The sequence below is a fragment of the Microbacterium sp. NPDC087589 genome (assembly GCF_044743635.1).
Classification (GTDB): domain Bacteria; phylum Actinomycetota; class Actinomycetes; order Actinomycetales; family Microbacteriaceae; genus Microbacterium.
This window is the reverse complement of the sequence record NZ_JBIUWV010000003.1, coordinates 43,936-69,112: the sequence shown is the minus strand read 5'-3', so window position 1 is coordinate 69,112 and position 25,177 is coordinate 43,936. Positions and strand designations below refer to the sequence as shown.

Below are 25,177 nucleotides of genomic sequence, written 5' to 3'. Positions count from 1 at the left end.
GGTTCGGGATCGTCACGGGGCTTCCATTCTCGCAGGTGGCCGTGGAGTGATTGCACTGCCGCGACCCACTCTCACGACATAGCGCGTTCGTCGCGCGGAGGCAATGGTATTCCCCTGTGAACTCGGATCTCTTAGCGTGGACCCCATCAACAGAACAGGAGCCCTCATGACTGCGAAGACCCATACCGCGCATGACCACAAGCCCGCGGACGGCCAGGCTCCCATGACAGCTGCCACGCCGGCCGAACCCCTCTACGAACGTGTCGACCTCGATCGATATGTCGTGCTCCACGAAGGTCCGATCGGTTACGTCGAGCACGTGCATCCGGTCTTCGTCTGCTACGTGGGCCATCCCTATCATCACGCCGACGAGATCGCTCAGGTGCACGACTTCCACGACGCTGTGCGGACCGTCCTGCACCGCGCCGTCTCGAAGCGACGCGCCCAGTGAGCCGCGAGATCTGGCCCGGTTCCCCCTACCCGCTCGGTGCGACCTTCGACGGGCAGGGCGCGAACTTCGCCCTGTTCAGCGAGGGCGCCGAGAAGGTCGAGCTGTGCCTCTTCGATGACGAGGGCAACGAGGAGCGCGTTCCGCTCGAAGAGGTCGACGCCCATGTGTGGCACGGCTATCTGCCCTCGGTGCAGCCGGGCCAGCTGTACGGATACCGCGTGCACGGCGCCTACGACCCTGCCCAGGGGAAGCGGTTCAATCCGAACAAGCTCCTGCTCGACCCCTACGCGAAGTCGGTCGCTGGTCGGGTGGAGTGGGGACAGCCCCTGTTCGGCTACGACTTCGGCGACCCCGACTCCCGCAACGACGAGGACTCCGGCGCGACGATGGTGAAGGGCGTGGTCGTGAACCCGTTCTTCGAGTGGGCGGGCGACCGCCTGCCCAAGATCCCCTATGCGCAGACGGTGATCTACGAGGCGCACGTCAAGGGGCTCACGCAGCTGCACCCCGATGTCCCCGAGGAGATGCGCGGCACGTACGCGGCGATCGGTCACCCGTCGGTCATCGCGCATCTCGTGCATCTCGGAGTCACCGCCATCGAGCTGATGCCGGTGCATCAGTTCGTCTACGACTCGACCCTCGAGGAGAAGGGCCTCACGAACTACTGGGGCTACAACACCCTCGCCTTCTTCGCGCCGCACAACGACTACTCGTCCAGCGGGCAGCACGGTCAGCAGGTGCAGGAGTTCAAAGCCATGGTGCGCGCGCTCCACGCGGCGGGCATCGAGGTCATCCTCGACGTGGTCTACAACCACACCGCCGAGGGCAACCACATGGGGCCGATGCTCTCGCTGCGGGGCATCGACAACGAGGCCTACTACCGCCTCGAAGAGGACCGCCGCTACTACACCGACTACACCGGCACGGGGAACAGCCTCAACGCCGGCAACCCGCACGCGCTGCAGCTGATCATGGACTCGCTGCGGTACTGGGTCACCGAGATGCACGTCGACGGGTTCCGGTTCGACCTCGCCTCGACTCTCGCGCGCGAGTTCTACGACGTCGACCGACTCGCGGCCTTCTTCGAGCTCGTGCAGCAGGATCCGATCGTGTCGCAGGTGAAGCTGATCGCCGAGCCGTGGGACGTCGGTCCGGGCGGATACCAGGTGGGTAACTTCCCCCCGCAGTGGACGGAGTGGAACGGCAAGTACCGCGACACGGTGCGCGACTTCTGGCGCGGCGAGCCCCAGGCGCTCGGCGAGTTCGCCTCGCGTCTCACCGGCTCGGCCGACCTGTACGAGCACTCCGGTCGCCGCCCCGTGGCATCGATCAACTTCGTGACCGCACACGACGGCTTCACGCTTCGCGACCTCGTCTCGTACAACGAGAAGCACAACGCGGCCAACGGCGAGAACAACGCCGACGGCGAATCCCACAACCGCTCCGACAACAACGGCGCGGAGGGCCCCACCGACGACGAGGGCATCAACCGCATCCGCGCCAGGCAGCAGCGCAACTTCCTCGCCACTCTGCTGCTGTCGCAGGGCGTGCCGATGATCGCGCACGGCGACGAGCTCGGCCGCACCCAGGACGGCAACAACAACGGCTACGCACAGGACAACGAGCTCACCTGGGTGGACTGGGAATCGGCCGACCTGCCGCTCGTGGAGTTCACCGCGGCGGTGGCCCGGCTCCGCCGCGACCACCCGACGTTCCGACGGAGCCGCTTCTTCGACGGCCGTCCCGTGCGGTCGGAGGACGGCGAGCGCGTACCCGACGTCGTGTGGCTGCGTCCGGATGGCCGACGCATGCAACCGGAGGACTGGGACTCCGGCTTCGGTCTCGCGATCGGGGTCTTCCTGAACGGTCAGGGGATCCGCGAGAAGGACCGGCGCGGTCGGCCCGTCACCGACCAGAACTTCCTCGTCTACTTCAACAGCGGGACGGATGCCGTCGAGGTCGCGCTTCCGGACGAGCGGCACGGCCACGCGTGGGAGGTCATGATCGACACCGCGGGCGAGCGCGCAGACGGCGCGACACTGGATCCCGGTGCGTCTGTCTCGCTCGAGGCCCACTCGCTTCTCGTGCTGCGAGACGCCGACCGCACGGTGGTGTCGACGGACAACTCGGTCGAAGCCTCGCTGCGCATCCAGACCGAGCAGGGCGAGGCCCCGGCGCCGGCCCCCACCCCGGAGCTGCCTCGATGACGCATCGACCACTCTCGACCTATCGTCTGCAGATCCGCTCAGGCTTCACTCTCGACGACGCGGCTTCGATCACGACGTACCTCGCCGATCTCGGGGCGTCGTGGGCCTACCTGTCTCCTCTCCTCGCCGCAGTGCCCGGGTCGGACCATGGGTACGACGTCGTCGACCACTCCCGGGTGGACGATGACCGCGGCGGCCCCGAGGGACTGCAGCGATTCGCCGCCGCCGCCCGCGCCGCCGGACTCGGCATCCTCGTCGACATCGTGCCGAACCACGTCGGCGTGGCGGTTCCCCGCCACAACGTCTGGTGGTGGGATCTGCTGAGGCTCGGACGCTCGTCGCGTCATGCGGTGGCGTTCGACATCGACCGACGACTGTCGGAAGGCCGCGTGCGTCTGCCGATCCTGGGCTCGTCGCTCTCCGAGGTTCTCGAGTCCGGAGACATCGTCGTCGACACCACTCCCGCCGACGACGCCCCCGACGGAACACTGTCGTACTTCGACCACGTGCTGCCGTTGGCACCGGGCTCCGGTGAGTTCGCGGAAGACGTGCCTGCGCTCTTGGATGCGCAGCACTACGAGCTGCGGTTCTGGGAGGACCAGAACACCGACCTCGACTACCGACGCTTCTTCGCCGTGTCGGAGCTCGCCGGCATCCGCGTCGAGATCCCCGATGTGTTCGACGAGTCGCACGTGGAGATCGCACGGTGGATCACGGACGGGCTCGCCGACGGCTTGCGGGTCGACCATCCGGACGGGCTGACCGACCCCGGCGGCTATCTCGAGCGACTCGCAGACATCACCGGCGGCGCGTACACGGTCGTCGAGAAGATCCTCGAGCCCGGCGAGCAGCTGCCCTCGTGGTGGTGCACTGACGGCACGACCGGGTACGACGCGATGGGCGAGATCGACCGCGTCCTGATCGACGGCGAAGGAGTCGCGGCCCTCGACCGCCTCGATGCGCGGCTGCGCTCGGAGACCGGTCTGCCCGCGGCGGAGCCGTGGCACGACCTGATCCACACGACCAAGCGGATGATCGCGGATGAGCTGTTGCAGTCCGAGGTTCGCCGACTGGTGCGGGCGCTGCCGTTCGGCGTGGTCGGCGCCGAAGACGCGCTGGCCGAGATCGTCGCGAGCTTCCCCGTCTACAGGGCGTACCTGCCGGCGGGGCGCGAGCACCTGCAGCACGCGCTCGACGACGCCTCGCGCCGACGCCCCGACCTCGCAGCATCGATCGCCGAGCTGGCGCCACTGCTGCTCGACACGACTCTCGAGGTGTGTGAGCGATTCCCGCAGGTGACGGGCGCCGTCATGGCGAAGGGCGTCGAAGACACTGCGTTCTATCGCCACACCCGCCTCGGAACCCTGACAGAGGTCGGCGGCGACCCGTCGATCACCTCCGTCTCGATCGACGGGTTCCATGAGGCGCAGCGAGCACGACTGGCGTCGTGGCCGCACTCGCTCACGGTGCTGTCGACGCACGACACGAAGCGATCCGAAGACGTCCGTGCACGCCTCTCGGTGCTCGCCGAGGTTCCGGATCGCTGGGCCGAGGTGCTGACCGAGCTGCGGGCCGTCGCCTCGACCGGACACGGCCCCCTCGATTCGCTGCTCTGGCAGGCGGCGGTCGGAGCCTGGCCGATCTCATCCGAACGGCTGCTCGCATACGGCCTGAAGGCGGCGCGCGAGGCCGCGGAGTCGACCGGATGGCAGCATCCGGATCTGGAGTTCGAGAAGGGCATCGAGTCGATCGCGGAGGCCGCGAACGGAGGTGCCCGCACGATCCTCGAAGGGTTCGTGAGCGAGATCGTGGACCACGGCCGGGTGAACTCTCTGTCCGCGAAGCTCCTGCAGCTCGCCGCTCCCGGCGTGCCAGATGTCTATCAGGGCACCGAACTGTGGGATCACTCCCTCGTCGACCCCGACAATCGGCGGCCCGTGGACTTCGCTGAACGATCGGCGATGCTCCGGCGACTCGACGACGACGTCGCCCGCGGCGTCCTCCCCCCTGTCGACGACGCGGGTCTCGCGAAGATGCTCGTCACCTCTCGCACGCTGCGTCTGCGCCGCGACAACCGCGAGCTGTTCTACCGGTATCGCCCCGGTGGCGTCGCCGGAGAGGCATCGGATCATGCGGTCGCCATGGACCGGGGCGGCGTGCTCGCGGTCGCGACACGTCTGCCCGTAGGACTCAGCCGCCGCGGAGGCTGGGGCGACACCGTGCTGCTGCGCCGCGAGCTGCCCACTACCGACGCGATCACGGGGCGTCGGTTCGGGCGTGGGCCGATCCGTCTCGCAGACCTCCTCGACACGTATCCGGTCGCGCTCCTGGTGGACGAGCGATGATCTCGGTCTGGGCTCCACGTGTCGACACGGTGCGTCTGCGGCGTCTCACCCCCGCGTGCACGACGATCTCGGAACACGATCTCGATCCGACGGATGATGGATCGGGATGGTGGAGCACGGATGTGGCGATGGCCGAGGGCGAGCGCTACGGCTTCCTCCTCGGCGACAGCACCGAGCTGCGCCCCGACCCGCGCTCCCGCAGACAGCCTCGGGGCGTACACGGACCCTCGGCGCTCTTCGATCCCGCCCGCTTCGAGTGGAGCGACACCGACTGGCGCGGCCGGCCTCTCGACGGCGGGGTGATCTACGAGCTGCACGTCGGCACCTTCACGCCGGAGGGCACGCTCGACTCGCTCACCGGGCATCTCGATCACCTGGTCGAGCTCGGCATCACCCATGTCGAGCTTCTTCCGGTCAACGCGTTCAGCGGCGAGTGGAACTGGGGATACGACGGCGTGCTCTGGTATGCCGTGCACGAGGGGTACGGCGGCCCGGCCGCGTACCAGCGCTTCGTCGACGCCGCTCATGCACGCGGTATCGCCGTGATCCAGGACGTGGTCTACAACCACCTCGGCCCGAGCGGCAACTATCTGCCCGAGTTCGGCCCCTATCTGCGCGAGGGTCAGCACACGGCGTGGGGCGACTCTGTGAACCTCGATGAGCCGGCCGTACGTGAGTACATCATCGAGAACGCCCTGATGTGGCTGCGCGACTTCCACGTCGACGGTCTGCGTCTCGACGCCGTGCACGCACTGCACGACACGAGCACACCGCATCTCCTGCACGAGCTGTCCGAGCGAGTGGATGCACTGTCGCGCGAGCTCGATCGTCCTCTGAGCCTGATCGCCGAGTCTGATCTCAACGATCCCATCATGGTCCTTCCCCGGGAGGATGGAGGGCACGGTCTCACCGCTCAGTGGTCGGATGACTGGCACCATGCGGTGCACGTGGCGCTCACCGGCGAGACCGACGGGTACTACGCCGATTTCGCCGCACCGGATGCTGTCGCGAAGGTCACGCAGGGCGGATTCTTCCACGATGGCACGCATTCGTCGTTCCGCGGTCGAGCGCACGGTGCTCCGCTGCCGTCGAGCGTTCCCGCCTGGCGCCTGGTCACGTTCGCGCAGGATCACGACCAGGTCGGCAACCGCGCAGCAGGAGACCGGCTGACCGCGTCACTGTCGTCCGATCGGCTCGCCGTCGCCGCAGTGCTGACCCTGACCGCTCCCGGCACACCGATGCTGTTCATGGGCGAGGAGTGGGGCGCTTCGACTCCCTGGCAGTTCTTCACCTCTCACAAGGAACCCGAGCTCGCACGAGCCACGGCCGAGGGGAGGATCGCGGAGTTCGCGCGGATGGGATGGGACCCGGCCGCGGTGCCCGACCCTCAGGACCCAGCGACCTTCGAGCGATCGCAGCTGGACTGGAGTGAGCTCAGCACGCCGGAGCATGCCCGGATGCTCGATCTGTATCGACGACTGATCGCGCTGCGGCGCGACATGCCCGAACTCACCGACCCCGAGATGTCGCACAACGTCGTCTCGGTCTCGCATCTCGATGGCGCGCCCGAGCACCGGGCCTATCGCATCGAGCGGGGCGAGCTCGCCGTGGTCGTGAACCTCACCGCGGACGAGGTGGAGTTCGACCTGGGCCCCGATTCGCGGATCCTGCTCGAGACAGCGCCCGGCCGGATGATGGCGCGGACCATCGCGCTCCCGCCCGAGTCTGCGGCGATCGTCGCGCCGCCGCGCTGACTCCGCAGGCGGCGCCGAGCGCCATCGCGAAAGCATCAGTTCACCGTTTTCTGAATTCAGCTTTCTGTGTACTGTTGCATCGTGACCCTCACTGCCTCGCCCACCCACACCGCCGCCGTCGCCCGCCTCGGCCATGCACTGTCGGATGCGACGCGGGCAGCCATTCTGCTGGCGCTCCGAGAGGCACCCGCCTATCCCTCCGACCTCGCGGACGAGCTCGGGGTCAGCCGTCAGCTCCTCTCGAACCACCTCGCGTGCCTGCGTGGATGCGGCCTCGTCGAGAGCGTGCCCGACGGACGCCGCAGCCGCTATGCGCTCGCAGACCCGCACCTCGCCACCGCCCTCGACGAACTGATGCGCGTCATGCTGATCGTCGAACCCGACTGCTGCGACGGAGACGGGTGCACCTGCTGATGTCGGCGACCGCTCTCACCCCCGACCGGCGCGCGACGCTGCATCGCCGCATCCGGTTCATCGTGGCGTTCACGATCGTCTACAACGTGATCGAGGCCGTCGTCGCGATCGCCGCGGGATCGGCGGCATCGTCCGCCGCGCTGATCGGGTTCGGGCTCGACTCGACCATCGAGGTGCTGTCGGCCGCGGCGGTCGCCTGGCAGTTCACGCGGCGCGACCCCGAGCGCTGGGAGAAGCCCACACTGCGAGTCATCGCCGTGGCGTTCTTCGCCCTCGCGATCTACGTGGCACTGTCGTCGGCACTGTCGCTGCTCGGCGGTGATCGACCAGAGCACAGCACGGTCGGTCTCGTGCTGACCGCACTCAGTGTGGTCATCATGCCGCTGGTGTCGTTCGCCGAGCGACGGGCGGGAATCGAGGTGGGATCCGTCACGGCGGTCGCCGACTCGAAGCAGACGCTGATCTGCGCCTATCTGTCGGCCGCGGTGCTCGTCGGGCTGGCGCTCAACAGCCTGCTCGGCTGGTGGTGGGCCGATGCTGTCGCCGGCCTGGTGATCGCGATCTTCGCCGTTCGAGAGGGCCTCGAAGCCTGGAAGGGCGACGCCTGTGCGACCGCCGTCGGCATGATCCTGGAAGAGGAGCACGACGGTCATCGTCATCACGACGAGGCGCGTCATGAGCACTGAACTCCGAAGAACCTCAGCGAAGTTCTGACCCCGGCGTCACGTTCGGGGGTCTTCCGGGTCTTGCACATGAGACCCGAAGTCGGCCTGGGGGAACATGAGCCCGCTTCCGGTCTTGAGCCGCACTCTCCCCTTTGAGCGGCTCGCGGGTGGGGCACCTCCCACGGCCCCACCCGCCCTCTTGATCTTCAGGGACTCATCGCCTCCGGGGTCAGATCCAGCCGCGCTCCTCAGCCATCAGCACCGCCTGCTGCCGTGTGCCGACAGACAGCTTCGCGAGCACCGCGGAGATGTGGTTGCGCACCGTGCCGGGAGCGAGAGACAGCGCCCTCGCGATCTGGGTCGTGGTCTCGCCGCGGCGCCCTGCCCGCAGCACGTCCAGCTCACGATCGGTGAGGGGCGACCGCTCGTCACTCAGCGCGTCTGCCGCGATCTCGGGGTCGACATAGCGAGCTCCCGCCGCGACCCTGCGGATCACATCGGCGACCTGATCGGCGCCTCGGGATTTCGGCAGGAAACCGGCGACGCCTGATGCGAGCGCGCGCCGCAGCACCCCTGGGCGGGCGTGGCGGGTGACCACGACGCAGCGCGTGACGATGGCTCGGTTCAGCCTCTCGGCGACCTCGACGCCGTCGAGCCCCGGCATCTCGAGGTCCAACAGGCAGACGTCGGGCGTCAACGTGAGCGCAGCAGCGAGTGCCTGCTCCCCGTCCGCGCACTCGGCCACCACCTCGATGTCGCCCTCGAGTCGCAGCAATGCGGCGAGAGCCGACCGGATCATGCCCTCATCGTCGGCGAGAAGCACCCGGATCATCGCGCCCCCTCTCCGTCGGCAGGCTGTGTCTCAGACATGGGCACCGTCACCGAGACGATGAACTCGCCGGCATCCTCCCGGATCTCCAGGGTTCCGCGCGCCTCCGTGATGCGTCGCCGCACTCCGTCGAGTCCCGACCCCACCGGCTCGCCTCCCGCGCTGGGCGCCACATCGTTCGCGATCTCGTAGCGCCAGCCGTCGGGGCCCCGGCGGAGCGCGAGACGGGCGCGCCGTCCGGCGCCGTGCCGCAGGACATTGGTCGTCGTCTCTCTGATCACGGGCCCGAGCGCCGACGACGGCGCATCGTCGGCATCGGGCGCGATGTCGGCCTCGACATCGAGTCCGGCCGCGCTGAGAAGGTCTCGCGCATTCGCCACCTCGTCTCCGAGCGGCACCGAACGGAAGCGCGTCGCAAGGTCGCGAGTGCCCTGCCGAGCCTCGTCGACGCTGACCCTGGCCGCCTGCAGCTGCTCCAGAGCCGCATCGGGATCGATCCCCATGAGGCGCTCTGCCAGCTCGAGCTGCAACGCGATCACCTGCAGATGGTGCCCCTGCAGATCGTGCACATCTGTGGCCACGCGCAGACGCTCCTGTGTCGCTGCGAGGCGGGATTCCGATGCCCTGGCTCGATCGATGGTGACCAGCACATCCCACCACCAGAGGGAACTCACCGACATCGCCGGAACGAGGATCGCGTACAGCGTGGGGATCCATCCGGCGAGATCCAGGTCCGCAGCGCCCCTCGCCGTGTCGACGAAGGCGGCGAGCACGAGCAGCAGCGTGGTCAAGCCGACGATCCGCAGCCGGATGCCCTTGGGCCAGTTGAGCAGCGCCACCGACTGAGCGACGGGCATGAGTGCGAGCAGCCAGCTGTCGATCATCAGTCCGGCCATGGCTCCGTAGCCGACCGCTACAAGCAACGGCAGCCCGATGCGCGTCCAGGCGATGCCGGGCTCCGCATCGAGCCGGTGCCTGTACCCCGCGAGCAAGACCACGGTCGAGGCCCACCAGATGAGGCCACCCAGACCCACGACGAACGGAGCCGCCGCGGTGCTCGGCACGGCGAGCGCCTGCAGCGTCCAGACCAGCACCAGGAACAACTCGAAGAAGACCACGGCTGAGAATGTGTACCACCAGGTCGCGGTGATGCCCCGGGCGAGCTGACGCGCGCCGGGCGACGGGTCACCGGAGTGCTCGGCGACCGGAGAAGTGCTGCTCATGCCCCCAGAGTACGGGCGTGACACATGTCACGGATGCCGCGGGCGAACCACCCGGAAAGCAGTGACGCTCCGACACTGCCGCGGTTCGGCGAGAAGCGATGGACTGGATGCATCGCGACGGAGACACCGTCGCTCACACCAGCAGGAGCCACCCCATGAATCTCATCGAGACCTTCCAGGGCTTCGTCGCCCAGGTGCCCGAACTCGTCCAGCCACTCATCGTCGCCCTCGCAGGGGCGATCCCCTTCATCGAGGGCGAGGGTGCTGTGTCGATCGGCATCATCGGCGGCATCAACCCTGTCGTCGCGGCGATCGCGGCGATCATCGGCAACTTCCTCTGCGTCGCCGTGCTCGTCATCGCGAGCTCGGGGGCGCGCACCGCGATCGTGAACCGGTCGCGCAGCCGTCAGGCTGTGGCCGCCGGCGGTGGAGCCGTCGAGACGGTGCCTGCCGACTCCGCGGGTTCCGACCGTGGCGGCGCCCGCCGCGAGAAGTTCCAGCGGGCCTTCGAGCGCTACGGCGTGCCGGGAGTCAGCCTGCTCGGCCCGCTCCTGCTGCCGACGCACTTCACCGCCACGATGCTCGCTGCGTCGGGCGTCGGCAAGGTCCGCATCCTCATCTGGCAGGCAGTCGCGATCGTCGGCTGGACCACGGTCGTGGCTGTGATCGTCGGCGGCGCCGTCTACGCGATCCGCTGAGCCCCCGGGGGCGGATACACGGAAGCCCACCCGCAGAGTGCGGGTGGGCTTCCGTGCGTGACGAACGTCAGCGACGTGCGTCGCTCGACCGTCGCTGTGCGGCGATCCTTGTGGCCAGTCCGCCACCGACGATCAACGTGACTGCAAGAGCCAGGAATGCTGCACCGGACTCGCCTCCCGTCAGAGCCAGTTCACCGGGGACCGCGACCGGGGTCGGCGTCGTGACCGGAGTCGGGGTCGGGGTCGGCGGGGTCACCGGAGTCGGAGTCTCGGTGGGCGTCGGGGTCGGGGTCGGAGTCGGAGTGGGTGTCGGTGTCGGTGTAGGAGTCGGCGTCGGAGTCGGTGTCACGACCGGCACCCGGTTGGTGATGTTGGTGAGCGTGAGCTCGACACCGGCAGTCGTTTCCGGCGTCACCTCGTAGGTGCCGTCGCCGCCGTCGACGACGCCCTCACCGGCGATCGTCCATTCACCCCATGTGACTCCCTCGATCTCGGGCAGATCGATCTCCTCGACCACGAAGGTCGATCCGAGTGGCGCACGGGCGCTGAGCATCGACTCCCCCACGGAAACCGACATCGTGGCTGCCGGGGCATCCGAGCCCTTGACCGAGTACCGCACCGTATAGGTCGCGTCGCGAGCCGCATCAGCCTGCGGTCCCGTGATCTCCTTGGCGATCGAGAACGTCGTGTAGGCGATGCCGCTGCCGTCGCCACCTCCGGACTCGACGACCGTGTGAGTCGCGGATGTCTCGAAGGTGTCGACGATCGCGTGGTTGCCGAAGACGTCGCCCCCGTCAACGGGGCCGTCCGCCTGCGTGAAGTAGATCAGCTCGTAGGCGAACCCTCCGGCCGGCAGACCGGATGCCGCGAACTCGAACGAACGCCCGTCTTCTGCCAGATCGATCACGTAGGCCGAGGGATCGACCTCCCTCGCGTCTCCGACCAGTGCGCCGTTCACGACCGTGCGCTGAATCAGCTTCACGTCGCCGGTGTAGTGATGGCCCGTGAGTCCCGCGTCGAGAGTGTCCCTGATCGTGAAGGAGCCGTCGTGGACATAGCCGCTCGGAATCCCGACGACCCACTTCAACAGTCCGTCGGTCGCGGTCGCCCCGCCGTACTTGTAGGGCTCTTCCTGTTCCGTCGGGTCTTCGGGCACCACTCCCCCTTCACCCGGGAGGTCGACGATCTCGATCGTGTCGCCCAGGTCGAACTCGACCGTCTCGCTGGTCGTCGTCTGCGAGGCCCTCGCCTCCATCCAGAACGAGCCGCCGACCTCCTCGAGACCTTCGACTGCTTCGGTGAGAGTGCACACGATGTCGGGCCCCCCGCCCGCCGCCACGACACAGTTCGCCATGACCAGGCCCGTCACCGGATCTGAGATCGTGAACTCTCCCGCCGACTGCCGACTGAACTCGGCGGGGAGCGTCATCCCGAAGGTCTCCCCCGCCTGCGCTCCGGCCGGCACGGCCCACTCTCCCGAGATCCGAACGGTCTGCCACTGCACCAGCGGCCCGCCGCCGTTCTGATTCTCGAGCGACACACTGCCGATCGCCCCGGGATACGTCACGGTCGGAGCCGCGGTTGCGGGCACGACAGACCCCAGAAGGCCCGCCAGCGCCATGACCATCCCCACGATGATCGCCGCAATGCCCCGCTTTCGCGGGCTCACTCCCCCAGTTGTCGTCAACGGATTCATCATCTTCGTTCGTGCACGCACGAAACCACGCTCCCCAGCCATCGTCTTCCCCATCAGATTCGCGTCGCTCCCAGCACGACACTTCTAAGAGATCAGGAAAAGGACCCGGGATTACGCGGCAACCGGTATACAACTCCGAAATGCCGGCATGCGATGCTGGAGGACGAGCACGATGCTCGCTCGCGGGTCAGTGAAACGATGCGGCGCCAGAACGGGGATTCTGCGGGGCGCTCACGGTCGTTCGGCGCTGCACCGTCCGGAGCAAGGCAGACGCACCGGTGACGAGCACGAGCACGCCGATGGTGAGGATCATCAGAGTGTTGATCGTGACGGGTGTGAGGGTGAGCGCCCAGTCGGCGACGCCTGAGCGGCGATCGTCGTCGGCGATCAGCCACAGCGAGGTCGCTGCCACGGCGGCGAACAGGACGCCCCAGACGATGGCCGCCCAGCGCGTGCGCGGCGACGTGACTGCTTCGGCAGACATCGCGGATGCATCGGTCGCGGCTGCTGTGCCCGCTTCGGTAGTCGTCTGAGTGCTCATCGCTCGTCCTCTTCCTCAGCCTCGATGAGGGTGATGTTGATCTCGCCGCTGTCCTGATCGATGGTCACGCGCTGCAATGTCGTCGTCGGTGCGTTCTCGGCCGAGATCGTCTCGGCCACGACCGAGTCGCCGCCGCGTTCCGTCGCGGTCCATGTCCCGCTGTCGACGATCGTGCCGGTGTCGGCCTCGACGCGCGTCCAGCTCACGTCGGTGGTTCCGACGGTCGCGCGCAGCTGCAACTGCACACCGGGGTCGACCGTGATCCAGGTGTTGCCGGCTCCCTTCTCCACGACGATCGGCCGCGGAGTGTCCTGGTGCTGGTTGAGCGAGACATAGAGGTCGCCGAACGGCTGGCGCACGTGCGCTGCCTCGTTGTTCGAGATCGATGCCCAACCGACGCTCACGCCCTGGAGGGTCGAGAACCCGCCTGCGACCAGTCCCGCGACGAGCGTGAGCACGGTCGCGAAGGCGAGGAATCCGCTGCGCCGTCGAAGGGCACCTGCCACGATCATCCCGACCGCGAGCACGAGTGCGGCCGACAGCAGGCCGAGTGCACCGCCCACTGCGGCGTCACCGTTGCCGAGCCCGACCAGGGCGCCGACGACTATGGCGAGGCCGAGGACCGAGGCGACGATCGCGAAGCCGGCGCGCGGGCGGGAGGCGCGACGAATACGCCGGCGCTCCGCGGCCTCGGCGGCGAACACCGCGGCTTCCGCCTGACGCTCGCGTCTGACTTCGTCGCGGGCCATGCGTTCGGCATCCTGCTGCCGCCGACGCCACGCCTGATCCTGCTCCTTCCACGCCCGGTGCTGGGTTCGCCACGCGGCGACCTCGGCGGGGTCCTGCACCCCGGAGGGCAGCGGCGCGGGTGGAGCAGGCGGGACGTCATCGGTGAAGGCAGCGGGCATCGTGTACTCAGCGGCTGCGGATGTGGCATCCGTCCCCTCGGCGGTACCCGAACCGCCGAGGGGAACGGATGCCGCCGGGGCCGCCTGATCTGCGGAACCCACCGGCAGATCAGGCGCGGAAGCACCCGGGGTGCGGCTCGCAGCACGCACGATCAGGAAGAGCAGGCCACCCACGACGACCAGCCCGACGATCCAGCTGAACACCGCCAGCGCCGACCAGCTCTCGTATCCGAACCCGAACAGGCGTCCGGTGAGCGGAGCCGTCGGAATCAGCCCCACGATGGCCATGCCCAGAAGACCGAGCTGCACGGGCTGATAGTCCCGATGCAGCAGGTCGCGGACGTGGACCCGGCCGTCGAGATCCGGCAGCAGCGCCCACGCCAGGGCGTAGAGGAAGATCACGGGCAGGCCGAAGAGCGCTGCGACCACGAGCACGCCGCGCACGATCAGCGGGTCGATCCGCAGTCGGGCGGCGATGCCGGCGGCGACCCCGCCGAGCCAGCCGTCGGAGCGGGCTACGCCGAGGCCGGCGACCCATAGGAGGAAGCGCTCGGCGCCGTGCGGAACGGCCGGCCTCGGAGTGCTGGCCCGGTCGGCGGGAGGCGGTGGCGCAGTCGGAATCGTCATGCGTCAATCCTGTCTCCCCCGGTCGGACGCCCGCCATGGGGTGAACCCCTGAGCGGCCCCTGATTCTCGCCCGGGGAGGCCCCGGATCCGCGCGGCGGATGATTGGATGGCGACATGTCCTCTTTCGCGACCGCCTCTGCGCGACCCGCTCGCACCGCCGTGTCGTCGCGGGCAGGAGAACACCCCCGGCGCGAGCCGCGTCCGGCGCTGACGCGTGACCGCGACTGCCTGGTGGCCGGCGTCAGCTCAGGTCTCGCCCGTCACCTGGGCGTGCGGGTGTGGACGGTCCGCGCGCTCTTCATCGCCCTCACGATGTGCGGCGGAGCCGGCATCCTGCTGTACGCCTGGTGCTGGGCTTTCACGCCCTGGACGGACGGCGACGATACCCCGACGCGAAGGGTGCCGGTGGCCTGGATGCTGCTCGCGCCGGCAGCGATCGGCATGCTCGTCGTGCTCTTCTGGCGCGGAGGCAGCGACTGGCTCTCGGGAACGATCCCGTCGGATGCGGCGGCTGTGGTCGTCTTCGGCACCGTGGGGGCAGCGACCGGAGCCGGCCTCTGGGCGACTCTGATCGATCGCACCGACACGGCTCGCGGCCCCCGGCACACGATGCTGGTCAGGATCCTCTCGGTCGCGCTCCTCGCGATGCTGTTCGGTCTGCTCCTGACCCGGCCGGTCGGCAGCACCGGTGTCGCGCTCGTGCTGGTTCCGCTCGCCGGGATCCTCGCCGTGCTGCTGTCGACCCTGATTCCGCGGTGGCGCGAGCTGGCGGGTGAGCGTGTGCGGCGCATCCGCGAGGAACAGCGCAGCGAGATGGCCGCGCACCTGCACGACTCGGTGCTGCAGACGCTCGCGCTGATCCAGAACAGGGCGGGAGCGTCGAGCGAAGCGGCCCGGCTCGCGAGGGCGCAGGAGCGTGAGCTGCGGGCCTGGTTGTATGACGGCGATGCACCGGCCGACAGCGATCTGGCGACCGACCTGCGCGACTACGCCGGGGGCTTGGAGCTCGACTACCCCGTGCGGATCGAGGTGGTCTCGGCGGGCCTCTCTACGGAGCGCGCGAGCGGGGAACTCGCCGCGGCGGCGCGAGAGGCGATGCTGAACGCAGCACGGCACGCGACGGGCGAGGTCTCGGTCTATATCGAGGGCACCACGACCGACGTCGATGTGTTCGTGCGCGATCGAGGCCCCGGCTTCCGACTGGACGACGTGCCGAGCGATCGCCTGGGTGTGCGGGAATCGATCATCGGTCGGATGCGCAGAGCCGGAGGCTCAGGCTCCGTGCGCAGCGACGAGAGCGGCACCGAGGTGCATCTGCGACTGTCGACCGTGCCGCGAGGCGCGGCGAACCCGCAGGTGCCGAACGCGCAGGCGAACACGGATGGGGGCGAGGACGCTCGTGGCTGACAGCATCCGGATCGTGATCGTCGACGACCATTCGATCTTCCGCTCGGGGCTCCGCGCCGATCTCGACGCGAGCGTCGAGGTGGTCGGCGAGGCGGCCGACGTGCCGTCGGCGATCGCGATGATCCGCGAGACCGTGCCCGATGTCGTGCTGCTCGACGTGCACCTTCCCGGTGGCAGCGGCGACGACTCCACCGGCGGGGAGTCGGTGATCCGCGGCTCGCTGCCGACGACGTCCCGGTTCCTGGCCCTGAGCGTGTCGGATGCCGCAGCCGACGTCGTGCGAGTGATCCGCGCCGGAGCGCGAGGCTACATCACGAAGGGCTCATCCGGCGGCGAGGTCAGCCGCGCAGTGCATGCCGTCGCTGGCGGGGATGCGGTGTTCTCGCCGCGGCTCGCCGGGTTCGTCCTCGATGCGTTCGGCGCGGTCGCAGGTGAGATCGCCACGACGACGGACGAACTCGATCGGCTGTCGGCGCGCGAACAGGAGGTGATGCGGCTGATCGCCCGCGGATACGCCTACAAGGAGGTGGCCGCAGAGCTGTTCATCTCGATCAAGACGGTCGAGACGCACGTCTCATCGGTGCTGAGGAAGCTGCAGCTGTCATCGCGCCACGAGCTCACTGTCTGGGCATCGCAGCGCCGACTTCTCTAGGGTCGCGGCGGGTCCGGGGCGTTAGCGTGGAATGCATGAGGAACGCGCCGTCGACTGACCGAGCCAAGGCGTCGAACCCGACCCAGATTCGGGCGCAGACGTGGGTGTACGTGTGGCGAAGAACGCTGCAGGAGTTCCTTCGTGACGGGTGCGTCGATGCTGCCGGCGCGTTGACCTTCTTCGCGGTGCTGTCGATCTTTCCCGCCGGGCTGGCGATAGTGGCACTGGTCGGTGTCCTCGCCGACAGCGAGGCAGTCCTCGAGCGGCTGCTGTCACTTCTCGATGAGGTCGCCCCAGGAGCGGTGACGGACACTCTACGAATCCCGTTGACCGAAGTCGCCGGCGCATCGACCGCTGGCCTGACACTGATCGTCGCCATCGTGACCGCGGTGTGGTCGGCGTCGATCTATGTGGGCGCCTTCGGCCGAGTGCTCAACCGGATCCACGGCGTGCGAGAGGGGCGACCGTACTGGAAGCGCAAGCCCGCCCAGCTCGGAGTCACCATCTCCCTCCTCGTTCTCGCCTTGCTCGCGGTCAGCGCCGTCGTACTGTCTGGCCCGGTCGCCCGGGTCGTCGGCGATGCGCTCAACATCGGCAGCACCGCCCTGGACGCGTGGGACATCCTGAAGTGGCCACTTCTCGCAGCGGCGGTCGTCGCAATGATCACTGTGCTGTACAAGGGGACCTCCAATCTCGAGCAGCCCCCGCTCCGCTGGTTGAGTCTCGGAGCCCTCTTCGCCGTCATCGTGCTCGCGCTGGCGTCCACCGGACTCGTCATCTACGTCTCGAACTTCGCTGACTACAACCGAACCTTCGGCGCTCTGACAGGGGTGATCGTCTTCCTTCTCTGGTTGTTCATCATCAACCTGGCCCTGCTGCTCGGCGCGGAGTTCAATGCGGAACTCGAACGCGGAAGACAGCTGCAGGCCGGACAGAAGGCAGAACGATCGCTGCAACTGCCTCTGCGCGACACTACGGTGAGCGAGAGAACCGAGCACTCTCAGGAGATCACCGAAGAACGCGGAGCTCTCCTGCGGCGAGGGAGAACGCTGCCACCACGAACGGACACACTCTTCAGACGGGGCGCGCGGCTTCTCCGAGAGCTCAGGCGACGGTTGACGCGACGCCTGTAGTCATTACGCTGAGTGCGTGACGCTCATCGGCTCCACGCGGTCCGCTGCCATGATCGTCGCTGGACGATGAGAGACAAGGAGTACCGCCCGATCTTCGACGCGGTTCAGGATCTCCATGATCGCCGCGTCTGCCTCAGGGTCCAATGACGCTGTCGCCTCGTCGAGCACGAGCACGCGCGGGTCACGCAGAAGCGCTCGGGCTATCGCGACACGCGCGCGCTGACCTCCGGACAGCCCCGAACCGTGCTCCCCTACCGGCGTATCGAGCCCCCGGGGCAGAAGGGTCTCCGGATGCAGGAGGCCGGCCGCCCGTGCAGCGGTGTCGATCATGCCCTCTGTCGCCTCGGGGTCGCCGAGGACGATATTCGAGCGAATCGTTCCGCGCAGCATCGGTGACGACTGAGGGACCACCGCGATGCGGGACCTGAGTGCATCGTCCGGAAGGTCGCGCAGGTCGACGCCGTCGACCCGGATGCTTCCCGTGTCCGGATCCCAGAGGCGCTGGGCGAGCCGGACTGCCGTGGACTTGCCTGCGCCGGAGGGGCCGGTGAGTGCGACGGTCTCGCCGCGGCGCACATGCAGGTTCATCTCGTCGAGCACTGTCTGTCGCTCGTCGTAGGAGAAAGAGACTCGATCGAACACGAGTCCCGTCTCCGGCACCGTGCTGGACCGCGCCGCCCGGTCCACGACGGCAGGCGGCTCCGCGAGCACCACGGAGATGCGCTCCGCCGCCGCGCGAAGCGTCCCGGCGCTGCGGAGAAGATCGGCGATCTGCGAAGCAGGAGCGAGGCCGGCGACCGCGACGGTGACCGCCAGCGGAATATCGGACGTGGCGATCGCGGAGCTGTCGAGGACGACGATGAGGATCGCTCCCAGTGTCGCCAGAGCGAGCGTCATATCGGCGACACCGCGCTCCGCCCCCAGACGCACGGCTTCGCGCACTTGAAGTCGGGCCAGCGCTCTCGTGTCGGCAGCGAGACGATCGGCCTGGACCTCAAAAGCCCCGGCACCGAGCAGCTCTCGGAGGCCCCGCACGCTGTCGAGCAGATCGGCACGAAGCGTGGCTGCGCCGGCAGCCATGGCATCGCTGTCACGTCGAGCACGTCGAGCGGTGATCAGCGGGACCACGACGCCGACGACGAGCAGCGGGGGCCATACCCACAGCAGCATCGGGCTGATCGCCGAGGACACCGCGACGCTCGCCGAGAGGATGAGCACTGCGCTCAGGGTCTGCGCCGCGGTGTGGGCGTAGAGCCACTCGAGAGTCTCGATGTCACCCATCACTGTGGTCGCGAGGTCTCCCGTGCGGCGGCGGGAGCGCATCGGCAAGGCACGACGGAGCGCATCGAACACGCGCGACCGCAGATCCCCGATGATCCGATACGCCAGATCGTGCGAGACCCAGGATTCCCGCCACGCCGTCAACGCGGCGGTCACTCCGAGGCCTATCAGCGCCAGGAAGGCGAAGCTCGGAACCGGTGCGTCTGCGACGACTCGTCCCACCACGATGGCCAGGCCCAGGGCGATCGCGAGCAGCGTCACCTGCGTGACCACGCTCCATAGGACGGTCTCGATGAAGAGTCCGCGGCGCGATGCCACGGTGGGCAGCATTCGAAAGACCGTCTTCATCGCACGCCCTGTCCGGCGACCACGCCGACCGGAGGCGGCCCGTCATCGCGCGCCTGGAGTCGGCCGCCCTGCAGCACGATCCACCGGTCAGCATGCACGCAGGCGCTCTCCCGATGAGCGATCAGGATGACCGTGCGATCGGATGCCGCCGCCGCGACGCCGTCCATGACCCGCTGCTCGGTGTCGACATCGAGAGCCGAGGTCACTTCGTCGAGCACGAGCAGAGGCGCCGACGACAGCAGGGCTCGAGCGATCGCGAGGCGCTGCCGCTGCCCGCCCGAGAGCTGCTCGCCGTTCTCGGCGAGCACGGTGTCATAGCCATCGGGCAGCGCTGTGATGACGTCGTGGATGTCGGCCGCCTGCGCGGCCGACACGATCTCCGCGTCACCGACGTCGGGCCTGTACAGCCGCAGATTGTCGCGCACCGTCCAGGCGAACAGCACCGGGTCCTGCGGAACCACCACGACGGTTCGGCTGCGCGCCCTGGCTGTGTACTCCCGCAGATCGACACCGTCTATGCGGATCCGTCCCGATTCCGGGTCCATCTCGCGTTCGAGCAGTCGGGCGAGGGAACTCTTGCCCGACCCGGACGGGCCCAGCACTGCGAGCGTCTGCCCACCTCCGATGTGCAGATCGATTCCCCGCAGCCCGCTGTCGGTGGCGGGATAGCAGTAGCCAAGATCGTCGATGTCGACTCGCCCCCTGCGGGCAGGTTCATCGCATTCGCCGTTCTCACTGATCGCAGGCGTGAGGGAGAGCAGGCGGTCGAGACCGTCGACGGCGCTGAGACCGAGATACCCGGCATGCCATTGTGCACCGAGCTCCTGCACCGGGCGGAAGCACTCGCGAGCCAGGAGCAGGACCGTGACGATCGTCGCAGCGGACGTACTGCCGTCGATCACCGCCACGAACGCCGCGAACACCGCGAGAATGACCCCCAGGTGCATCGCCAGGGCGCTGACCGCTGTCTCGACCAGAGACAGTCGCAGCTGCGTCATGGTCGAACGGCGAAGGCCCTCCGCGTCCACCGCAAGTCGCTCTGCGGTGCGTCCCGAGGCACCGAACGCCCGCAGAAGCGGGATGTTCTGCAGTGCCTCGACGTAGTCGGAGGAGAGTCGACTGAACCGCTCCCACCGAGCCCGGCCGTTCCTCAGCAGCAGCGCATCCCAGGCGCGAGGAGCGATCACGGCGACTGCGGCGGAAGCAGCAAGGGCGAGTCCGGCCGACGGCGACACCCTCGCTGCGATGATCACCACGCTGGCCGGCACGATGAGCACGACGAGAAGCTGGGGAAGATAGCGCGTGTAGTAGGCGTCGAGGCCGTCGACGCCGTCGATCACCGTCGCTGTCAGCACACCCGAGTCTCGCTCGGCGACAGGTACCGCCGCGAGCTGACCGACGAGCCGTCGGCGCAGCGCGATGCGCACAGATGCTCCGAGCCGGATGGAAAGAGGCTCTCGCGCCGAGAGCGCAATCCCGCGCAGAAGCGTGACCCCGGCCAGGATCGCCAGTAGCGGCAGCACCTCGCCTCTCCCCCGCACGAGGTCCACGATCGCCGACGACACCGTGAGCGCGAACGCCACATGGAACGCGGAGATGAGCAGCCCGACGACGGCGAGCGCGAGGATCGCTCCGGGCACGGCGCCGGCGAGCTGCAGGAGTCGTCGGTGGATCATCGCTCAGAACTCGTCGGGGTACAGCGCCTCGGCGATCTGTCGTACGACTTCGATGTTCCCGAGCGTTCCGGGGAACATGTCGGCACTGGACACCGCGATCAGCCGGCCGTCACGCACTGCTGGCATGTCCGGGAAGGTGGAGGTGAGGTATTCCCGAGTGGCGGCCTCGTGGGCGTCGTCGTAGACGGAGAACACCAGGGCATCCGGCTCCTCTGCCGCGAGCGACTCGGGAGATACGGTGGCGGCGAAGAATCCTGCGAAGGCAGGCTGCTCCGGGGTGAAGATGCCGTCTGCCCCGGCCGATCGGAGGATGTCGTACTCGATTCCCGCTCCGATGCCCTGCAGAGTGGAACCCTCGACGTACACCTGCGCGACACGCAGCTTGTCGACGTCCGACACCGCCGCCGAGACGGCCTCCAGATCGGCTTCGCTCTCGGCGATGAGGTCGGCGGCGGCGTCCTCGACACCGAAGACCGTGCCGAGGTTCTCGAGGTCGAGGAAGAGATCAGTCACCTCGCCGTCCATCCGGCGCTCCTTGCAGCCGCCGGCGGCGACGTACACGGCGGCGCCGGCCTGCTCGAGTTGCTCGATGCTCGCGAACCCCTGCTCGGCGGTGAACTCGTAGGTCGTGGGCGAGTAGACGAAGTCGGGCTCGACCGAGAGCAGGTCTTCACGACTGGGCGGCATAGCGCCTCCGACGACCGGGACATCCTCGACCAGTGCGGCGACGTCATCCGGAAGCGCCTGCGCAGTGGACTGAGCCTGGCCCACCAGCCGATCGGCGAGACCCAGACGCAGAAGCAGTTCGGTCTGCGCGGGGTGCAATCCCACGACTGCTTCGGGCGGGCCGTCGAGCACGATCTCTCGCTCGCAGTTCGCGACTGTGATCATGTGATCGGTGTCTGCGGTGTCGGTGGTGTCGGCGGTCACCGATGTGCCGCATCCGGTGAGGATCAGCGCTCCCGCCGAGAGGGCGGCGAAGGCCGCGAAGGTGGCGCGCAGACGAGTGCGTGTGGGGTCAGTCATGAGTCGATGCTGCTTTCTGTTCGAGTCGGTGAGGAGTGGGGCCTGTGGAACGAGGAACGGATGACCCGCCGAGGCGACGGAAGGCGAAGACAGGTGCGATGTCGTCTGCGAAGACGCGGACATCCACTCCGAAGACGGTGCGGATCAGTTCAGGGGTGAAGACAGCGGCAGGGGTTCCTTCCGCCGCGATCCGCCCTCCCGCGAGAACGACGACACGGTCGCAGTACTGGCTGGCGAGGTTGATGTCGTGGAGCGCGGCGATCACCGTGCGGCCCAGGCTGCGCACGGTGCTCATCAGTTCGTGCTGGTGGCTGATGTCGAGATGGTTGCTGGGCTCGTCGAGCACGAGCACGGGGCTCTGCTGGGCCAGGGCGCGCGCCAGCATGACGCGCTGCCGCTGTCCGCCTGAGAGCGTCGCCACCATCCGGTCGCGGAGGTCGGAGATCTCCGCCCGTTGCATCGCGTCGGCGACGATGAGAAGGTCCTCCGCAGAGTCGCGACCGAACGACGCGTGGTGCGGGGCCCTGCCCAGCAGAACGGTCTCCTCGACGCTGAGATCGAAGTCGGTCGGCGCGTCCTGAAGCATCACTGCGACCGCTTTGGCCGCCTGCCGGCCCGTGAGCGACCGCAGATCATCGCCGTCGAGCCGCACGACACCGTGTCGTGGTTTCACCGCGCGGTAGAGGGTGCGGAGCAACGACGACTTCCCACTGCCGTTGGGACCGAGGAGCCCCACCACTTCTCCTGAGTTCACCGTGAGCGACGCCCCGCTGACGACGTCGCGGCCGCCGAGGGTGACGGTGATTCCTTCGATGTCGACCCTCATCTGCCGAACCCGGCTCGTTCAGCTCCGCTGCGGCGCATCAGCCACAGGAAGAAGGGAGCGCCGACGAAGGCGGTGAGAATCCCCAGAGGGATCTCCGTCGGTGACGCGACGGTGCGGGCGAGGAGATCAGCGCTCATGAGGAAGGCAGCACCGCCGAGCATCGTCACCGGGATCAGGCGACGATGGTCCGCGCCGACGGCGATCCTCGCGACGTGGGGGATGACGAGCCCGACGAACCCGATACCCCCCGCGACCGACACCACGGCACCGGTCAGCAGCGAGGCGATGACCAGCAGCAGCCCTCGCAGCGCAGTGGCGTTCACCCCCAAGGACGCGGCCGACTCATCGCCCGTCAGGAGGGCATTCAATGATCGGGACAGCAGCATGGCGACCACGCCGGCGATCACCAGCGCCACAGCGGGGCCGATCAGGCTGGACATGGTTGCGGCCGACACACTGCCGAGCAGGAAGAACAGCACGCTCACCACGTTCTGTGCGTCGGTCGAGATCGTCAGATAGCTCGTCATTGCGCTCAGCAATGTGCCGAGAGCCACACCGGCGAGGATCATCCGGGTCGGGGACAAAGCTCCGTCTTTGCGCGCCAGTGCCCATACGCAGGCGCAGGCCACGAGAGCTCCGACGAAGGCGGCGACGTTCATCGACAGTCCGCCCAGCGCCGCAGAGCCGAGCACGATGACCGACACGGCACCGACGCTCGCGCCGGAAGAGACGCCGAGGATGTAGGGCTCTGCGAGCGGGTTGCGCACAGTCACCTGCATGAGCGCTCCGGCGAGCGCGAGGCCGGCGCCTGCGAGCGCGGCCAGAAGCGCCCTCGGGAGTCGGAACTGCCAGACTGCCTGGTCCTGCAGCGTGGTCAACGACCCATCCGCCATCCAGGGCATCCCTGGGACGAGGTGTCCGAGGACGATCTGTGCCGCTTCGACCGGATGCACCTGCACAGACCCGATGGCACCGGAGAGCACGATCAAGACGATGATCGCGATCGTCAGCACGAGGCACAGCAATGACGCGCGACGCGGCAGCTGACGTCGCGAACCGACGGAATTCGGGCCGGCGGCTTCGTCGCGCACCGGCGGCAGAGAAAGAGAGGGGCGAGGCACAGCGCTCACATTAGTGAGAACGATAATCATTAGCAAAAGGACGGCCTCCCTCCTGTCGCGCGAGGAGGGGCAGCGGATGATTCCACCGCCGCCCCCTCGCATCAGGCTCAACCCTGGCGCCCCTTGAAGCGCGGGTTGAGCTTGTTGATCACGAAAACCCTGCCTCGGCGGCGCACGACCTGGGCGCCCGGCTGATCCTTCAGCGATTTGAGCGATGCGCGAACCTTCATGTCACACTCCTTATTGAGAACTCTTCTCATTAACAGACTAGGGTGAGACGGAGATTCGGTCAAAGAAGGAGAGCAGGTCGTTCGTGGACAACAGCAATCCCCTCGTCGTCGTCGGAGTATGCGCGCCCGAGAGGCAGTCCTATGCTGCCCACCTCGCCCGCGCGACCGGTGGTCGCCTGATCTCCCTGATCGAGCGGATGCCGCCGCAGGCGCAACGGTCGATCTCGGTCTCGCCCGAACATCCCTCAGTGGCACGAATGCCATCCAGCACCGTGGCGGACGTCGCGAACGGACTGGATCTGCTCCACCTCGACCTGGCCAACGACCCACAGTCCTCGGTCATCTGCGTCGTGGATGCACTGCACATGTCGCATGACCTCCGCGACGGTGAGCCCCTCATGGAGATTGTCGGCGAGGGTGATGACAGAGGTGACTTCGGCTCGCGCGCACGCCGCGCGGCGTCATACCTGGAAGTCGCGAGCCTGATCTGCTTCGTGAACTGGGAGCCCATCCCCACGGCTGAGCTGTCACTCCTCATGGCGATCGCCTCACATCTCAATCCCACGGCGCGCGTTCGGCTGTCGCGAGGTCCCGGAGAGGATCTTCGCGCGCTGCGCGCTTCTCCGCAGGATCCGAGGCCATTGCTCGAGCGAGCCGGCTGGGTTCATTCCCTGAATGACGAGCACGACCCGCATATGACCGATTCCCGAGTGGCGACGCTGCGCTACGACCAGCCGCGTCCGTTCCACCCGGGCCGGCTCACCCAGGCGCTCGACGACATCGACTCCGGCCGACTCGGCACCGTGCTCCGGTCGGCGGGCTTCTGCCGTCTCGCCACTCGCGCCGGCGTCCTCGCCCGTTGGGATCAAGTCGGCTCGGCGATGTGGATCGACCCGCTCTCGTCTGAGCTCGAGGCCGCGACGACGGCGCAGGATCTCGCGTTCACCGGCGTCGATCTCGACCAGCACGGGATCCGAAGCGCTCTCGACGCCGCAGCTGTGACCGACGATGAGCTCACGGCGGGTCCCGCGGCGTGGCGACGATTCGCCGACCCGCTTCCCGCCTGGCCCGTCGACGTCGAGGAGCTGCCATGAACGCTCATCCTCGCACGGCACGCGT

At 68.1% G+C, this 25,177-nt stretch carries 22 protein-coding genes; 11 read left to right on the top strand and 11 right to left on the bottom strand.

What is annotated here, in order from left to right; all coding sequences use genetic code 11:
• Positions 1-166 precede the first annotated feature (166 nt).
• From ACIOU8_RS08510 to ACIOU8_RS08485, 6 genes are all read left to right on the top strand, one after another.
• On the top strand, positions 167-451 hold the full coding sequence (locus ACIOU8_RS08510) for a hypothetical protein (protein WP_400788104.1): 285 nt from the start codon (positions 167-169) through the stop codon (positions 449-451).
• On the top strand, positions 448-2,658 hold the full coding sequence (glgX, locus tag ACIOU8_RS08505; RefSeq protein ID WP_400788102.1) for a glycogen debranching protein GlgX: 2,211 nt from the start codon (positions 448-450) through the stop codon (positions 2,656-2,658). Before ACIOU8_RS08510 ends, glgX begins: the two co-directional genes overlap by 4 nt.
• Positions 2,655-5,003 carry a malto-oligosyltrehalose synthase gene (gene treY, locus ACIOU8_RS08500; RefSeq protein WP_400788100.1) on the top strand — a complete coding sequence of 783 codons (2,349 nt, stop codon included), beginning with the start codon at positions 2,655-2,657 and terminating at the stop codon, positions 5,001-5,003. Before glgX ends, treY begins: the two co-directional genes overlap by 4 nt.
• The gene (gene treZ, locus ACIOU8_RS08495; RefSeq protein ID WP_400788098.1) at positions 5,000-6,757 is read left to right on the top strand and encodes a malto-oligosyltrehalose trehalohydrolase; all 1,758 of its coding nucleotides are present in this window, start codon (positions 5,000-5,002) and stop codon (positions 6,755-6,757) included. The genes treY and treZ overlap by 4 nt, the downstream gene beginning before the upstream one ends.
• A 78-nt stretch (positions 6,758-6,835) precedes the next feature.
• Complete coding sequence (locus ACIOU8_RS08490) at positions 6,836-7,171, top strand: ArsR/SmtB family transcription factor (protein ID WP_400788787.1); 336 nt, start codon at positions 6,836-6,838, stop codon at positions 7,169-7,171.
• A complete protein-coding gene (locus ACIOU8_RS08485) occupies positions 7,171-7,857 on the top strand; it encodes a cation transporter (protein WP_400788784.1) in 687 nt (228 codons plus the stop codon). Before ACIOU8_RS08490 ends, ACIOU8_RS08485 begins: the two co-directional genes overlap by 1 nt.
• A gap of 208 nt (positions 7,858-8,065) precedes the next feature.
• On the opposite strand, the gene ACIOU8_RS08480 is transcribed toward ACIOU8_RS08485, so the two are convergent.
• On the bottom strand, positions 8,066-8,668 hold the full coding sequence (locus ACIOU8_RS08480) for a response regulator transcription factor (protein WP_290163403.1): 603 nt from the start codon (positions 8,666-8,668) through the stop codon (positions 8,066-8,068).
• On the bottom strand, positions 8,665-9,888 hold the full coding sequence (locus ACIOU8_RS08475; protein ID WP_400788094.1) for a sensor histidine kinase: 1,224 nt from the start codon (positions 9,886-9,888) through the stop codon (positions 8,665-8,667). Before ACIOU8_RS08475 ends, ACIOU8_RS08480 begins: the two co-directional genes overlap by 4 nt.
• 155 nt (positions 9,889-10,043) lie before the next feature.
• On the opposite strand from ACIOU8_RS08475, the gene ACIOU8_RS08470 reads away from it, so the two are divergent.
• Positions 10,044-10,586, top strand: a complete 543-nt coding sequence (locus tag ACIOU8_RS08470; RefSeq protein WP_400788092.1) for a small multidrug efflux protein — start codon at positions 10,044-10,046, stop codon at positions 10,584-10,586.
• Positions 10,587-10,653: 67 nt separating this feature from the next.
• On the opposite strand, the gene ACIOU8_RS08465 is transcribed toward ACIOU8_RS08470, so the two are convergent.
• The 3 genes from ACIOU8_RS08465 to ACIOU8_RS08455 all read right to left on the bottom strand — a co-directional run bounded on the left by ACIOU8_RS08465 (position 10,654) and on the right by ACIOU8_RS08455 (position 14,358).
• Positions 10,654-12,255 carry an Ig-like domain-containing protein gene (locus ACIOU8_RS08465; RefSeq protein WP_400788090.1) on the bottom strand — a complete coding sequence of 534 codons (1,602 nt, stop codon included), beginning with the start codon at positions 12,253-12,255 and terminating at the stop codon, positions 10,654-10,656.
• A 214-nt stretch (positions 12,256-12,469) separates the two neighbouring features.
• Positions 12,470-12,823, bottom strand: coding sequence for a hypothetical protein (locus tag ACIOU8_RS08460; protein ID WP_400788088.1), 354 nt, complete (start codon positions 12,821-12,823; stop codon positions 12,470-12,472).
• Positions 12,820-14,358 (bottom strand): PspC domain-containing protein, encoded by a 1,539-nt coding sequence (locus ACIOU8_RS08455; RefSeq protein WP_400788085.1) that lies wholly within the window; start codon positions 14,356-14,358, stop codon positions 12,820-12,822. Before ACIOU8_RS08455 ends, ACIOU8_RS08460 begins: the two co-directional genes overlap by 4 nt.
• Positions 14,359-14,472: 114 nt before the next feature.
• On the opposite strand from ACIOU8_RS08455, the gene ACIOU8_RS08450 reads away from it, so the two are divergent.
• The 3 genes from ACIOU8_RS08450 to ACIOU8_RS08440 are packed head-to-tail and all read left to right on the top strand — an operon-like array spanning position 14,473 to position 17,550.
• The gene (locus tag ACIOU8_RS08450; RefSeq protein ID WP_400788083.1) at positions 14,473-15,765 is read left to right on the top strand and encodes a PspC domain-containing protein; all 1,293 of its coding nucleotides are present in this window, start codon (positions 14,473-14,475) and stop codon (positions 15,763-15,765) included.
• The gene (locus tag ACIOU8_RS08445; RefSeq protein WP_400788081.1) at positions 15,740-16,417 is read left to right on the top strand and encodes a LuxR C-terminal-related transcriptional regulator; all 678 of its coding nucleotides are present in this window, start codon (positions 15,740-15,742) and stop codon (positions 16,415-16,417) included. Before ACIOU8_RS08450 ends, ACIOU8_RS08445 begins: the two co-directional genes overlap by 26 nt.
• 35 nt (positions 16,418-16,452) lie before the next feature.
• On the top strand, positions 16,453-17,550 hold the full coding sequence (locus ACIOU8_RS08440) for a YihY/virulence factor BrkB family protein (protein WP_400788079.1): 1,098 nt from the start codon (positions 16,453-16,455) through the stop codon (positions 17,548-17,550).
• 3 nt (positions 17,551-17,553) lie between these two features.
• Here the strand turns inward: ACIOU8_RS08440 and ACIOU8_RS08435 are convergent, their stop codons facing one another.
• From ACIOU8_RS08435 to ykgO, 6 genes are all read right to left on the bottom strand, one after another.
• Positions 17,554-19,161 carry an ABC transporter ATP-binding protein gene (locus ACIOU8_RS08435; RefSeq protein ID WP_400788077.1) on the bottom strand — a complete coding sequence of 536 codons (1,608 nt, stop codon included), beginning with the start codon at positions 19,159-19,161 and terminating at the stop codon, positions 17,554-17,556.
• 14 nt (positions 19,162-19,175) lie between these two features.
• Positions 19,176-20,855 carry an ABC transporter ATP-binding protein/permease gene (locus ACIOU8_RS08430; protein WP_400788075.1) on the bottom strand — a complete coding sequence of 560 codons (1,680 nt, stop codon included), beginning with the start codon at positions 20,853-20,855 and terminating at the stop codon, positions 19,176-19,178.
• Between the two features lie 3 nt (positions 20,856-20,858).
• Positions 20,859-21,881, bottom strand: a complete 1,023-nt coding sequence (locus tag ACIOU8_RS08425) for an ABC transporter substrate-binding protein (RefSeq protein WP_400788073.1) — start codon at positions 21,879-21,881, stop codon at positions 20,859-20,861.
• Complete coding sequence (locus ACIOU8_RS08420; protein ID WP_400788071.1) at positions 21,874-22,707, bottom strand: ABC transporter ATP-binding protein; 834 nt, start codon at positions 22,705-22,707, stop codon at positions 21,874-21,876. The genes ACIOU8_RS08425 and ACIOU8_RS08420 overlap by 8 nt, the downstream gene beginning before the upstream one ends.
• Complete coding sequence (locus tag ACIOU8_RS08415) at positions 22,704-23,798, bottom strand: FecCD family ABC transporter permease (protein ID WP_400788069.1); 1,095 nt, start codon at positions 23,796-23,798, stop codon at positions 22,704-22,706. The genes ACIOU8_RS08420 and ACIOU8_RS08415 overlap by 4 nt, the downstream gene beginning before the upstream one ends.
• A 137-nt stretch (positions 23,799-23,935) precedes the next feature.
• Positions 23,936-24,058 carry a type B 50S ribosomal protein L36 gene (gene ykgO, locus ACIOU8_RS08410; protein ID WP_400788067.1) on the bottom strand — a complete coding sequence of 41 codons (123 nt, stop codon included), beginning with the start codon at positions 24,056-24,058 and terminating at the stop codon, positions 23,936-23,938.
• A gap of 83 nt (positions 24,059-24,141) precedes the next feature.
• On the opposite strand from ykgO, the gene ACIOU8_RS08405 reads away from it, so the two are divergent.
• Entirely contained in the window at positions 24,142-25,152 is a 1,011-nt protein-coding gene (locus tag ACIOU8_RS08405) for a GTP-binding protein (RefSeq protein WP_400788064.1), read from the top strand.
• Positions 25,153-25,177 lie beyond the last annotated feature (25 nt).

Excerpts from the sequence above, each read along its gene's own strand:
- ACIOU8_RS08455 (WP_400788085.1), bottom strand. The coding sequence starts at position 14,358 with ATGACGATTCCGACTGCGCCACCGCCTCCCGCCGACCGGGCCAGCACT.
- ACIOU8_RS08440 (WP_400788079.1), top strand. The coding sequence starts at position 16,453 with ATGAGGAACGCGCCGTCGACTGACCGAGCCAAGGCGTCGAACCCGACC.
- ACIOU8_RS08425 (WP_400788073.1), bottom strand. The coding sequence starts at position 21,881 with ATGACTGACCCCACACGCACTCGTCTGCGCGCCACCTTCGCGGCCTTC.
- ACIOU8_RS08460 (WP_400788088.1), bottom strand. The coding sequence starts at position 12,823 with ATGAGCACTCAGACGACTACCGAAGCGGGCACAGCAGCCGCGACCGAT.
- ACIOU8_RS08475 (WP_400788094.1), bottom strand. The coding sequence starts at position 9,888 with ATGAGCAGCACTTCTCCGGTCGCCGAGCACTCCGGTGACCCGTCGCCC.
- treZ (WP_400788098.1), top strand. The coding sequence starts at position 5,000 with ATGATCTCGGTCTGGGCTCCACGTGTCGACACGGTGCGTCTGCGGCGT.
- ACIOU8_RS08420 (WP_400788071.1), bottom strand. The coding sequence starts at position 22,707 with ATGAGGGTCGACATCGAAGGAATCACCGTCACCCTCGGCGGCCGCGAC.
- ACIOU8_RS08485 (WP_400788784.1), top strand. The coding sequence starts at position 7,171 with ATGTCGGCGACCGCTCTCACCCCCGACCGGCGCGCGACGCTGCATCGC.
- ACIOU8_RS08450 (WP_400788083.1), top strand. The coding sequence starts at position 14,473 with ATGTCCTCTTTCGCGACCGCCTCTGCGCGACCCGCTCGCACCGCCGTG.
- treY (WP_400788100.1), top strand. The coding sequence starts at position 2,655 with ATGACGCATCGACCACTCTCGACCTATCGTCTGCAGATCCGCTCAGGC.
- ACIOU8_RS08430 (WP_400788075.1), bottom strand. The coding sequence starts at position 20,855 with ATGATCCACCGACGACTCCTGCAGCTCGCCGGCGCCGTGCCCGGAGCG.
- ACIOU8_RS08435 (WP_400788077.1), bottom strand. The coding sequence starts at position 19,161 with ATGCTGCCCACCGTGGCATCGCGCCGCGGACTCTTCATCGAGACCGTC.
- ykgO (WP_400788067.1), bottom strand. The coding sequence starts at position 24,058 with ATGAAGGTTCGCGCATCGCTCAAATCGCTGAAGGATCAGCCGGGCGCC.
- ACIOU8_RS08480 (WP_290163403.1), bottom strand. The coding sequence starts at position 8,668 with ATGATCCGGGTGCTTCTCGCCGACGATGAGGGCATGATCCGGTCGGCT.
- ACIOU8_RS08445 (WP_400788081.1), top strand. The coding sequence starts at position 15,740 with ATGGGGGCGAGGACGCTCGTGGCTGACAGCATCCGGATCGTGATCGTC.
- ACIOU8_RS08510 (WP_400788104.1), top strand. The coding sequence starts at position 167 with ATGACTGCGAAGACCCATACCGCGCATGACCACAAGCCCGCGGACGGC.
- ACIOU8_RS08470 (WP_400788092.1), top strand. The coding sequence starts at position 10,044 with ATGAATCTCATCGAGACCTTCCAGGGCTTCGTCGCCCAGGTGCCCGAA.